Source organism: Streptomyces sp. NPDC024555, from assembly GCF_055559335.1.
In genome coordinates this window covers 45772-57835 of sequence record NZ_JBVHKV010000027.1, presented here as the reverse complement: position 1 = coordinate 57835, position 12064 = coordinate 45772, and the positions used below count along the sequence as shown (strand labels likewise).

Here is a 12064-nt window from a genome sequence, read left to right as displayed (position 1 = left end):
TCAGGTCACCCCGTCCGGAGCAGCCCGCCCGCCAGTCCGACCACCACGGGCGCCACACCGACGGAAAGGAACGCCGGGAGGAAGCAGAGCCCGACCGGGCCGGTGATCAGCACGCCGGCCCGCTGGGCCCGCGCCAGGGCGGCGCTCGCCCGTTCGGCTCGCAGTGCCCCGGCCAGACGGGCGACCGGCTCCGCCGCGGGCGCACCAGTCGTTCCGGACCGCTCCAGACAGCGCGCCAGCGCCGATCCACCCGGTATCTCGCCGAACCGCCCCCAGGCGGCGACCGGATCGCTCCCGAGCCGGATCTCCGCCGCCGTACGGGCCAGCCGCGTCCCCACGGGCCCGCCGAGGGACGTACCGACCGCCTCGGCCGCCTCCCGAGGACCGGCCCCCGCGGAGATGCACGCGGCCAGCAGATCCGCCGCCATCGGCATCTGCCGCAGCGACTCGGCCGTTCTCGCCGCCCGCTCGGCCTCCGCCGAGGCCGCTTCCCCGTAGTGGGTGCGCTGCCATCGCCGGGCGCCCCAGGCGGCCAGCAGCCCAGCCGCCCATCCCGTGAGGCCACCCATCAGGAACCAGCCCGTCAGCACCACGCCCAGCAACACCGGCCACGACCCGAGACCCGAAGCCGCTCCCCGCCACCCCCTTCCACACGGCGCCAGGTTCATCGGCCGCGCGCGCCCCGCCTCCGGAGCCCCAGCGACTGCGACGGAGAACAGCGCCGCTCCCCGTCGCCGTACCCTGCGCCCGGTCCGGTGCCGGACCAGCACACGGGCCGACGCCGCACACATGCCCAGCAGCAGGGCCGCTGTCCCCACCCTGTGGACAACTTCGGCCGAAGCGACACCGCTCATGGCTCCTCCCCCGCCCGTACGATCCGTGCGGCCCACGCCAGGCCGAGCGCTTCGAGTGCTCCGCCCACCACCAGGCAGGCCAGTCCGACCGGATGGTGCAGCAGCACCCTCAGCGGGTCCGCCCCGAGCGCCGTTCCCAACGCGATGCCCACGACCGGCAGCAGCGCCAGCACCACGACGGTCGACCAGGCCCCGGTCAACTGGGCCCTCAGCTCCTCGCGTCCGCGCCGCTCCGCGCGCAACGCGCTCTCCAGCCGGTCCAGTCCGGCCGCGAGGCCCGCGCCGCCGTCCGCGGCCACCCGCCAGCAGGCGGCCACACCCACGAGCCCCTCCCGCCCGGGTTCGCGCGCGGCCTGGCCCAACGCGCCGGGGATGTCGCCCCCGAACCGCGCCGCGGCGAACACCCCGGACCATGACGCGTCCCCCGCACCGACCCCGCGCACGGCGGAAAGCAGGGCCCGCCCCGGCTCCGCGCCCGCTCTCAGCTCACCCACCACCGCGCCGCACAGGTCGACCACGACATCCGCCCGGCGTTCCCCCTCCCGGCGCAGCCTCCTTCCGCGCAGCCACCGCCGCACCACCGGAATCGCGACCACCCCCAGCACCACCGGCAACACAGACGCACCGCATACCGCCAGGGCCAGACCGATCGGCAGGCACACCCACTCCCGCCTTCCCGCCGACCACCCCAGGAGACGGCCACGCCCGCTCTCCCAGGTCTCCCGCACAGGGCTCCGCGCCCCGTCCGGACCGAACATCCCCCAGGCCCTGCGGCGTCCGCGGTTCCGACCCGAGGTCACCGCCCACGCCGCCGCACCCGCGCACAGCGCCGCCGCGTACACCGCCTCCGTCGGCGCGCCGCCGCTCATCCCTCACCTCCGATGAGGGATTCCAGCCGCTCCCAGCCGCGCTCCCGCTCGAAGCCGGACGCTCCCCAGCGCAGTGCCGGAACGGTCACCACCAGCCCGGCCATGTCGCGCTCCAGGACCTGGATCGCGGAGATCCTGCGCCGCCCCGCCCGGTCCCGTACGAGATGGACGACGACCGACAACGCCGCCGCCAACTGGCTGTGCAGCGCCGCCCTGTCCAGTCCTGCCGCCGTGCCCAGCGCCTCCAGACGGGCGGGAACGTGCTCGGCGGCATTCGCGTGGACCGTTCCGCAACCGCCCTCGTGGCCGGTGTTCAGAGCGGCCAGCAGTTCGGTGACCTCGGCACCTCGTACCTCTCCGACCACGAGCCTGTCGGGGCGCATCCGAAGGGCCTGGCGCACCAGGTCCCGGAGTGACACCCGTCCCGCACCCTCCTGGTTCGCGGGACGGGATTCGAGCCGCACCACGTGCGGGTGGTCGGGGCGGAGTTCCGCCGAGTCCTCGGCGAGGACGATCCGCTCCCGCTCCCCCACCGCGCCGAGCATGCTGGACAGGAGCGTGGTCTTCCCCGCGCCCGTGCCACCGCTGATCAGGTAGGAGACGCGGGCTTCCACCAACGCCCTCAGCACACGGTCGCCGCCCGGCGGCACGGTCCCGGCCCCGACCAGCTCGCGCAGCGAGAAGGCCTTGGGACGCACCACCCTGAGGGAGAGACACGTCGAGCCGACCGACACGGGCGGCAGCACGGCGTGCATACGGGTGCCGTCGGGCAGCCGGGCGTCCACCCAGGGCCGGGCGTCGTCCAGCCGGCGCCCGGCGACGGCCGCGAGCCGTTGGGCGAGTCGGCGGACCGCGGCCGCGTCGGCGAAGGTCACAGCGGTCAGTTCGAGCCCGCGCCCCCGGTCCACCCACACCCGGTCCGGGGCGGACACCAGCACGTCGGACACATCCGGGTCGGCGAGAAGGGGTTCGAGAAGCCCCGTGCCGACCAGCTCACCGCGCAACTCGTCCGCCGTACCCAGTACTTCGACGTCGCCGAGCAGCCTTCCCTGCGCACGCAGCGCGGCCGCCACACCCGCCGGAGTCGGTGCCGCACCACTCTGCGCCAGGCGCTGTCGCACCGCGTCCAGCAGCGCCTCGGTCATGACACGCCTCCCACGACGGAACCCCCGGCGCCCTCTCCGGCAAGTGCCCGGTCCCAGAAGGCCGAGCAGAACCGCGCCAACGGGCCACGGGCACCGGAACCGGGCGGGTCGCCCCTGTCCTGTTCGGCGAGCAGCCCCGGCTCGGTGGGAAGCTCTCCGGCGAGCGGGAGTCCCATCGCCCGCGCCACCCACTGCTCGTCGAGCCCGGACGCGTACGGTCCGCGCGTCACGACTCGGAGGTCGCCCAGCACCATTCCGGCCATCGACGCGACCCGCTTCGCCGCAGCGACCGCGCGCAGCTCTCCGGGCACGACCACGAGCCCGAGGTCGAGCTGCGCCAGGGCCTCGGCGGCCGATTCGTCGACCCGGCGCGGGAGGTCGACGACCACCACGCCTCCGAGCCTCCGCGCGGCGGCGAGGACCGCCTGCATGGCCTGCGGCGGAATCACCACCCAGTCGTCCCGGCCCCAGCTGAGCACCCGCAGCCCGTGCAGCGCGGGCAGCGCCTCCTCCAGGGCCCCACCGCCCACCCTCCCCTTGGAGTGCGCGAAGTCGGGCCAGCGCATCCCCTCGGCGCGCTCGCCGCCGAGCAGGACGTCGATGCCGCCGCCCAGCGGATCGCCGTCGATCAGCATCGTGCGGTGTCCGGCCCGCGCCGCGGTCACCGCGAGTGCGCAGGCCAGCGTGGAGGCACCGGCGCCACCGCGTCCGCCGATCACGCCGACGGTCAGCGCCGGACGACCGACGCCCTCGGCCGCGTTGGCGATCTGGTCGACCAGCCAGTTCTCCGCGTCCGGCAGGCGCAGCACGTACTCGGCGCCGATCTCGACGGCCCTGCGCCACACGTCCGGGCTGTCCTGGTCCCGCCCGACGAGCATCACGCCCCGCCTGCGGGAGGCGCCGCCGCACCGTGCCGCCGCGTCGTCCCCGACGAGCACCAAGGGCGCCTGCTCCCAGCCGCCCCGCCGGTCGGGCAGCGTGTGATGGACCTCGGGCTCGGCCCCGGCCGCCGCACACAACCGCAGCAGATCGTCGAGCAGGTCCACGTCCTCGGTCACGATCAGCGGGCCGCCCCTTCGCGGACCGGCGGCCGGCACACGATCCCGTGCACTGGATTCAGCCACGTTCTCCGCCCCCTTCTTCACTCACCTTCACCGCGGTTCACGGCGCTCCCGGAGTGTTCCGAGAACGGTGATTCCGGAACCCGTGGACTTCACGGGTGGAATCACCGTGCAGCGTTACGGAAAATCGTGTGGATCTTGCTCAAGAACTGTGGACAAGGCCGCCCTTGTGAATAACTCCGTAGCTCGAACCGGCGACTTCCGGAGAGCACCCCTTCCGCTACGCACCGTGACCGCGCATGCTGGTGCGAGTCGGGTGCGGGCATGGCCCGTCACGGGCGAGAAGGAGGAGAGATGCGCGAATCCGAGCGGCAGAACCGCGTCCGGACATGCGACGACCCCCGCCGGGGGGGAGAGCGGGGGTCGTCCCCACGGCCGACTCGGGGGGGGAGGAGTCGGACCGGGTTAGCACGGTCGCGAACGATCCGTGACTTCCATGGTGTACCCGAGCCCCTTCTCAGGCAAACCCACGCGCCGGGGTTTACGCCGAATGGCGGGCCCCTATGCTCTGCCTTGTGGAAAACCGCTTCTTGCCGCGCACAGCTGCCTTCTTCGACCTGGACAAGACGGTCATTGCGAAGTCTTCGACACTGACCTTCAGCAAGTCCTTCTACCAAGGCGGGCTGATCAACCGCCGCGCCGTACTGCGCACCGCGTACGCACAGTTCGTGTTCCTCGCCGGGGGCGCGGATCACGACCAGATGGAGCGGATGCGTGAATATCTGTCATCTCTCTGCAAGGGCTGGAACGTGCAGCAGGTGAAAGAAATTGTCGCCGAGACCCTGCACGACCTGATCGACCCGATCATCTACGACGAGGCCGCCACCCTGATCGAGGAGCACCACACCGCGGGACGCGACGTGGTGATCGTCTCGACCTCCGGTGCCGAGGTGGTCGAGCCGATCGGCGAGCTGCTGGGCGCCGACCGCGTCGTCGCCACCCGCATGGTCGTCGGTGACGACGGATGCTTCACCGGCGAGGTGGAGTACTACGCGTACGGCCCGACGAAAGCCGAGGCCATCCGGGCCCTGGCCGTGTCGGAGGGGTACGACCTCGACCGCTGCTACGCGTACAGCGACTCGGCCACCGATGTGCCGATGCTGGAGTCCGTCGGCCACCCGCACGCGGTCAACCCCGATCGGGCACTGCGCCGCGAGGCGACCCTGCGGGAGTGGCCGATCCTCGTCTTCGACCGCCCGGTCCGGCTCAAGCAGCGCCTGCCCGCCTTTTCGATGCCGCCCCGCCCCGCCCTCATGGCGGCCGCCGCCGTCGGTGCGGCGGCCCTCACGGCCGGGCTCGTCTGGTACACCGCGCGTCGCCGTGCCACCGCGTCCATCACCGCGTAATTCGATGCCTTTGAATTGAACCGACTCGTCCGTAATTGAACGCAAAAGTAAAGAAGTGCCGCCAGCACTTCCGATCACCCGGACCCTGGAGTACAAAGGACTCAACGGCCCGCGAGACCAAGGACATCCGCGAGGATGACCTGAGAACGCAGACAGGCCCCACGGACCGCGCATGAAAACCGGGCACCCACGCGACGTCGACCCGTCGATTACGGGCCAGCCGCACCAGGAGCGGGCAAAGACCCCGGCCTGATGGGCATATATCGAGGACGCTTGGTAACTGGGTGGACATGCCAGCGGCGGTACCGATTCCGGTACCGCCGCAACTCTTTCCCGGGCCGTCCGCGCCCTAGGCGGCGCCGCGCTGAAGCGCTTCGCAGACCGCGGTCGACTCCCGGACGCCCAGTTCCACCGACCGTCCGCAGTGCGCGATCCAGGCGGCCATCCCTTCCGGGGTCCCGGACAGATAGCCGTCGAAGGCCTTCACGTAGGCGGCCTTGCCCTGCTCGGCATGGCCGACCTCGGCGGGGCAGATCGACTTGGGATCCAGGCCGCTCCCGATCAGCACGATCCGCTCGGCGGTCCGGGCCACCAGCCCGTTGAAGGAACCGAAGGGGCGCAGGGCCAGCAGTTCCCCGTGGACCACGGCGGCCGTCACCAGGGCAGGTGCCGCACTCCCCGAAAGGATGAGCCCGCTGAGCCCCTCCAGCCGGCCGGCGACCTCCTCGGCATCCGGAAGCGGAGCCTCGACGAGCGGCTCGTCGACCGGCTCGCCGGCCAGCCGTGGCCGGCCGACCGAGTCGTCCGGCGCGGCGCCCCCGGCAGCGACCAGGTGCAGTCGCGCGAGAACACGCAGCGGGGACTGCCGCCAGACGGAGAGCAGCTGGCCCGCCTCGGCGGTCAGCCGCAGAGCCGCCCCGACCACCTGCGCGCCGTCGTCGCCACGGAAGTCCGTGCGTCGGCGCACCTCCTCCAGATTCCAGTCGGCACCGGAGAGCGCGGCCGATCCGCGGGCGCCCCGCAGGGCCGCCTCGGCCGTCACCTCGTTGCTGCGACGCCGCATGACACGGTGGCCGTAGACCCGGTCGACGGCCTTGCGCACGGAGTCCACCGCGTCGCTCACGCCCGGCAGGGCGCCCAGGGTGGCAAGCGGGTCCGAGGAAGTCGTACTCATAGGTAGCGAGGCTACGCGCCCCTTGCACACCCACCGGCCCGGAGTGGCCTTCTTCACGAACTTCGACAGCACACCGCAGTCATGCGACTACCCTAGGTGAACATGAAGATCGCTTTCGTAGGGAAGGGCGGCAGCGGGAAGACCACGCTGTCCTCGCTCTTCATCCGCCACCTTGCCGCCAATGAAGCCCATGTCGTCGCGGTGGACGCCGACATCAACCAGCACCTGGGGGCCGCACTCGGCCTCGACGAGGAGGAGTCGGCGGCGCTGCCCGCCATGGGGGCACAGCTGCCCCTGATCAAGGACTATCTCCGCGGCAGCAACCCGCGGATCGCCTCGGCCGAGACGATGATCAAGACGACCCCGCCCGGTGAGGGCTCCCGGCTGCTGCGCGTGGACGAGGACAACCCGATCTACGACGCCTGCGCCCGGACGGTGCGGCTCGACGACGGCGACATCCGGCTGATGGCCACGGGGCCCTTCACGGAGTCGGACCTGGGGGTGGCCTGCTACCACTCCAAGGTCGGCGCGGTGGAGCTCTGCCTGAACCACCTCGTGGACGGTCCGGAGGAGTACGTGGTGGTCGACATGACCGCCGGGTCGGACTCGTTCGCCTCCGGGATGTTCACCCGGTTCGACATGACGTTCCTCGTCGCCGAGCCGACCCGGAAGGGCGTGTCGGTCTACCGGCAGTACAAGGAGTACGCGCGGGACTACGGCGTGGCGCTGAAGGTCGTCGGGAACAAGGTCCAGGGCCCGGACGACCTGGAGTTCCTGCGCGACGAGGTCGGCGACGACCTGCTCGTGACCGTCGGCCACTCCGACTGGGTCCGGGCCATGGAGAAGGGCCGCCCCTCCCGCTTCGAGCTGCTGGAGGCGGACAACCGGATGGCGCTGCAGACCCTGCAGAACGCCGCGGAGGACTCGTACGAGCAGCGGGACTGGGAGCGCTACACGCGCCAGATGGTGCACTTCCACCTGAAGAACGCGGAGAGCTGGGGCAACGAGAAGACGGGCGCCGACCTCGCCGCCCAGGTGGACCCGGCCTTCGTGCTCGACGAGACGTCGGCACGGGCCGGGGCCGCGCTGCCCGCCTGAGCCGGAACAGGTGCCGGGCCTGTCCGCCCGCTGAACCGGAACGGATGCCGGACCTGTCCGCCCGCTCGCGGACGGGCCCGGCACCCGCGCGAACCCGGAGGTCCGCCGTACGCGTCCTAGCGGGCGGCCGGCTTACCGGGAGCGCCCCCGAGGAACGTCGACCAGCCGGCCGCCGGCGCCTGGCCGACCTTCAGGGTGCCGAGCTTCGCGAGGGTCGCGGGGTCCTGGGCGTCCAGCCAGTCCGCCAGCTGCCTGAAGGACACGCAGCGCACGCCTTCCTTGGTGCAGACGGTCCGGATCGTCTCCTCGACGGCCCGCATATAGGTGCCGCCGTTCCAGGACTCGAAGTGATTGCCGATGATCAGGGGCGCCCGGTTGCCGCCGTACGAGCGGTCGAAGGCCTGGATCAGGCCGTCCCGCATCTGGTTGCCCCAGTACTCGTGCTGGTCCGGGTCGCCCTGGGTCGTACCGGACTGGTTGAACATGAAGTTGTAGTCCATCGAGAGCGTCTCGAACGCGCGCCCCGGCACCGGCACGAGCTGCATCGAGAGGTCCCAGATGCCCCCCTTCTTCTTGGGCCAGACCTGGTCGTTGACGCCGCTGGAGTCGTAGCGGAAGCCCATGTCGCGCGCGGCGGCGACCATGTTCTTCTGCCCCTCCAGGCAGGGGGTCCGGCCGCCGACAAGTTCCTTGTCGTAGTCGAAGGGCAGGGCCTTCTCGTTCTTGAGCGACGGGTCGTTCGTCCTCCAGCTCTTCACGAAGGACTTGGCCTGGCTGATCTCGCTCTTCCACTCCTCGACGGACCAGGTGCCGACGCCTCCGTCGTTGCCGCAGAAGTGACCGTTGAAGTGGGTGCCGATCTCGTTGCCGTCCAGCCAGGCGCCCCGGACCTGGGCGAGGGTGTCGCGGATGCCCTTGGTGTCGTTGAACCCGATGTCGGAACTGCCGGCGTTGTGCTTGGGCGGGTCGTAGAGCGCGCGCTTCGCCTCCGGCAGCAGGTACACCCCGCTGAGGAAGTACGTCATGGTCGCGTCGTACTTCTTCCCCACCTCGCGGAAGTGCGAGAACAGTCGCTGGCTGTCCTCACCGGCGCCGTCCCAGGAGAACACCACGAACTGCGGGGGCTTCTGACCGGGCATCAAGCGCTTGACGGCCGGTTGCTTCGGCTGGATGCCGGTGAAGGCGGTGGAGCCGTCGCCGATGGCGCGGAACACGCTCTTGGGCGCGGCCCCCTCGGCCTTCTCCTTCACACCGGCGGCCCCCTTGGCCACGCCGGAGGAAGCGTCCCGGTCGGCCCCCGCCCCGGAGCATCCGGCGGCGCCCGCGACCAGCGCGACGGTCATGACACCCAAGGCGATCCTCTTCGCGGCGGCCATCATCCGCCCACCCTCTTCCTCGCAGTAATCGTGTGCGCGAACGCGCCGACATGGCGCGGTCAAAGTCGCACGCACTGCACAGAAATTCGGGCGACAGGCCGTACGAAAAGATACTTATTCACTTGAATGGGTGCTTAGATAGCCTGTTTGACCGTAATCCTGGACACACATCTTTACTCTCCATTACGATCTGTTTACTGAGAGTTGAGATATCCCGCCGCTGCACGCCGTGACCCACGGCCGCGTCCCCACGTTCCGCGACCGCGCTGCCCCGGAGGAGACGGGAAACATGTCTGCCTGCGTCCCCACTCGTCATGACCACGCATCCCGGAGTTCACGACCACCCCGGTCGTCGGGAGTGAAGCGACCACACAGCCCTCCGCCGCACCGCGGCGGACGATTCCGCGTCACGGGCTCCGACCTGTCCGCATCGATCACCGTCTTCCTGCTCGCCATCCCCATGTCCTTGGGTCTGGCCGTCGCCATGGACGCGCCTTTGGAAGCAGGCCTCATCTCCGCCGCCGTCGGCGGCATCGTCGCCGGGCTGCTCGGCGGCACCCCCCTCCAGGTGTCCGGCCCCTCGGCCGGACTCACCGTGGTGACCGCCGAGTTCATCCAGCTCTACGGCTGGCGCACCACCTGCGCCATCACCATCGGCGCCGGTCTGCTGCAGATCCTGCTCGGCTCACTGCGCACCGCGCGTAACGCGCTCGCCGTCAGCCCGGCCATCGTCCACGGCACGCTCGCCGGTATCGGCGTGGCGATCGCACTCGCTCAGCTGCACATCGTGCTCGGCGGATCACCGCACAGCTCGGCGGTCTCCAACGCCCTTCATCTCCCCGAGCAGTTGGCCCGCACCGGCCTCGCGGCCCCCTCGATCGGCGCGCTCACCATCGCCGTCCTGGTGCTGTGGCCCCGGATCCCCGGCCGACCCGGACGGATCGTGCGGCGCCTCCCGGCCGCCCTGGCCTCGGTGGCGCTCGCCACCGCCGTGGCCGCGCTGGCCGCGCCCTCGATCGCCCGGGTGGACCTGCCGTCCTGGCGTTCGCACGCGCTTCCCGAAATCCCGCAGGGGCCCGTGCTCGGCCTGGCCACCGCCGTCTTCACGATGATGCTGGTGGCCAGTCTGGAGTCCCTGCTGGCAGCCGTCGCGGTGGACAAACTCTCCGCCGAACGGAACCGGGACCACACCGCCCCCTCGACGACCGACACGACCGACACAACCAACGCGACGGGCACGATCAACGCGGCCGGCACGACCGCCGAGGCCGCCACCGCGCCCCTCGCCGCGCCGTCGATCATGCCCCCGATCAGACGCTCCGACCTCGACCGGGAGCTCCGTGCGCAGGGCGTCGCCAACATCGTGTCGGGCGGACTGGGCGGACTCGCGGTCTCCGGTGGCGCGGTGCGCAGTTCGGCGAACGTGCGGGCCGGGGCGACCGGCCGGGCGTCCACCGTGCTGCACGGCGTCTGGGTGCTGGTCGCGACGGGTCTGCTGGTCACGGCGCTGGAGTGGATCCCGCTGGCCGCGCTCGGCGCACTCGTGATGGTGGTCGGCGTGCAGATGGTGAACCTCGCGCACATCCGAAAGGTGCACAAGCACCGGGAGTTCCTGGTGTACGGCGCGACGATCAGCGGCGTCCTGCTCTTCGGTGTCCTCAAGGGGGTGGCCATCGGAGGAGCCGTGGCGGTCGCGATGGCGTTGCACCGGCTGGGCCGGACCCGGCTCAGCGTCTCCGAGCGGGACGGCCGGTATCTGGTGGTCATCAGCGGGCAGTTGACCTTCCTGGCGGTGCCCCGGCTGAGCCGGACCCTCGGCCAGGTGCCCCAGGACGCCTCCGTGACCGTCGAGTTGGACGGGTTCTTCATGGACCACGCGGCGTACGAGATGATCCAGGACTGGAGCAACGCCCATGCCGCTCATGGCGGCCGGGTCATGTTCGGCGGCAGGTCCGGGGGACGGATGGCGGAGCCGGCCGCCGCGGCGCACTCCTGTTGCCGTCCCTGGACTCCCTGGCGCAACCACCACTGCCACGACCGGCCCGAGCACGTCCCAATCACCGGTGCCGCCATGCTCCAGGACGCCGGGGCGCCTCTCCCCGCCCACACGGGTGCGGCGTCGGAGCCGTCCCCGGTCCACGCCGCGGCCACGGCGTCGGATCCGGTCCGGGGCACCACACCGAGTCCGGCCACCGGTCCGGGCCCGAATCCGGATTCCGGGCCGGCTTCCACGGCGGACGCCGCGACGGCCCCCGCGACGGACTTCGTTCCGGACCACGCGGCACCCTCCGCACACCCGCACGGGGGCCATCGGCTGGCGAGCGGGCTGAGTTCCTTCCAGCGCAACACGGCTCCGCTGGTCCGTGAGGAGCTGGCACGGCTCGCCCGGGAGGGGCAGCGGCCGTCGCAGCTCTTCATCACGTGTGCGGACTCGCGGCTCGTGACGAGCATGATCACGGCGAGCGGGCCCGGTGACCTGTTCACCGTGCGCAATATCGGCAACCTCGTGCCGACGCCCGGGTCCGAGGAGGGCGACCACTCGGTCGGCGCGGCCATCGAGTACGCCGTGGATGTGCTGGGCGTCGAGTCGATCACCATCTGCGGGCATTCGGGCTGCGGAGCGATGAACGCACTGCTCGACAGCAGAGCACCCTCGGACGGCACCCCGGACACCCCGGGCTCCCCGGACACCCCAGGCTCCCCGGCCGTCGCCGAGACCTCGCTCCGGCGCTGGCTCCGGCACGGGTTCCCGAGTCTGGAGCGGGTGGCGTCGGCGGACGGCCACCGGGCGCGGATCTCGTCGCGGACGTCGGCCGACGAGCTGGAGCAGCTCTGCCTCACCAATGTGGTCCAGCAGCTCGACCATCTGCGGGCCCATCCGTCGGTGGCGCGGCGCCTGACCGCCGGTGCCCTGCAGCTCCACGGCATGTACTTCCACGTGGCCGAGGCGCAGTCGTATCTGCTGGCCGAGTACGACGGTGGGGGCACGGGTGGCACAGGGGCCGAAAGCGGGGACGGCCGGGACGGCGAGAGGCGGATTCCGGTGTTCGCACCGATCGCCCCGGCCGATCCGGACGGCTC

General features: G+C 71.5%; 8 protein-coding genes and 1 pseudogene. 3 read left to right on the top strand and 6 right to left on the bottom strand.

Annotation, left to right across the window (positions count from 1 at the left end):
- Nucleotides 1-5: 5 nt before the first annotated feature.
- The 4 genes from ACZ4FH_RS33315 to ssd all read right to left on the bottom strand — a co-directional run bounded on the left by ACZ4FH_RS33315 (nucleotide 6) and on the right by ssd (nucleotide 3926).
- Nucleotides 6-605 carry a type II secretion system F family protein gene (locus tag ACZ4FH_RS33315; protein WP_467309507.1) on the bottom strand — a complete coding sequence of 200 codons (600 nt, stop codon included), beginning with the start codon at nucleotides 603-605 and terminating at the stop codon, nucleotides 6-8.
- Between the two features lie 245 nt (nucleotides 606-850).
- A complete protein-coding gene (locus ACZ4FH_RS33310; RefSeq protein ID WP_467309506.1) occupies nucleotides 851-1450 on the bottom strand; it encodes a type II secretion system F family protein in 600 nt (199 codons plus the stop codon).
- A gap of 269 nt (nucleotides 1451-1719) precedes the next feature.
- The gene (locus tag ACZ4FH_RS33305) at nucleotides 1720-2868 is read right to left on the bottom strand and encodes a TadA family conjugal transfer-associated ATPase (protein ID WP_467309505.1); all 1149 of its coding nucleotides are present in this window, start codon (nucleotides 2866-2868) and stop codon (nucleotides 1720-1722) included.
- A complete protein-coding gene (ssd, locus tag ACZ4FH_RS33300) occupies nucleotides 2865-3926 on the bottom strand; it encodes a septum site-determining protein Ssd (RefSeq protein WP_467309504.1) in 1062 nt (353 codons plus the stop codon). The genes ACZ4FH_RS33305 and ssd overlap by 4 nt, the downstream gene beginning before the upstream one ends.
- Before the next feature lie 566 nt (nucleotides 3927-4492).
- Here ssd and ACZ4FH_RS33295 point away from each other — a divergent pair.
- Nucleotides 4493-5335, top strand: coding sequence for an HAD family hydrolase (locus ACZ4FH_RS33295; RefSeq protein ID WP_467309503.1), 843 nt, complete (start codon nucleotides 4493-4495; stop codon nucleotides 5333-5335).
- 349 nt (nucleotides 5336-5684) lie between these two features.
- On the opposite strand, the gene ACZ4FH_RS33290 is transcribed toward ACZ4FH_RS33295, so the two are convergent.
- Nucleotides 5685-6509, bottom strand: coding sequence for a Fic family protein (locus ACZ4FH_RS33290; protein WP_383648514.1), 825 nt, complete (start codon nucleotides 6507-6509; stop codon nucleotides 5685-5687).
- A 102-nt stretch (nucleotides 6510-6611) separates the two neighbouring features.
- Between ACZ4FH_RS33290 and ACZ4FH_RS33285 the strand changes: the two genes are divergently transcribed.
- Nucleotides 6612-7607: an ATP-binding protein gene (locus ACZ4FH_RS33285; RefSeq protein ID WP_467309502.1), complete on the top strand. Its 996-nt coding sequence runs from the start codon at nucleotides 6612-6614 to the stop codon at nucleotides 7605-7607.
- A 116-nt stretch (nucleotides 7608-7723) separates the two neighbouring features.
- Here the strand turns inward: ACZ4FH_RS33285 and ACZ4FH_RS33280 are convergent, their stop codons facing one another.
- The gene (locus ACZ4FH_RS33280; RefSeq protein WP_467309501.1) at nucleotides 7724-8986 is read right to left on the bottom strand and encodes a polysaccharide deacetylase family protein; all 1263 of its coding nucleotides are present in this window, start codon (nucleotides 8984-8986) and stop codon (nucleotides 7724-7726) included.
- Nucleotides 8987-9272: 286 nt separating this feature from the next.
- Between ACZ4FH_RS33280 and ACZ4FH_RS33275 the strand changes: the two are divergent.
- Nucleotides 9273-12059: pseudogene (locus tag ACZ4FH_RS33275) on the top strand (bifunctional SulP family inorganic anion transporter/carbonic anhydrase); the annotation flags it as partial.
- Between the last annotated feature and the right edge of the window lie 5 nt (nucleotides 12060-12064).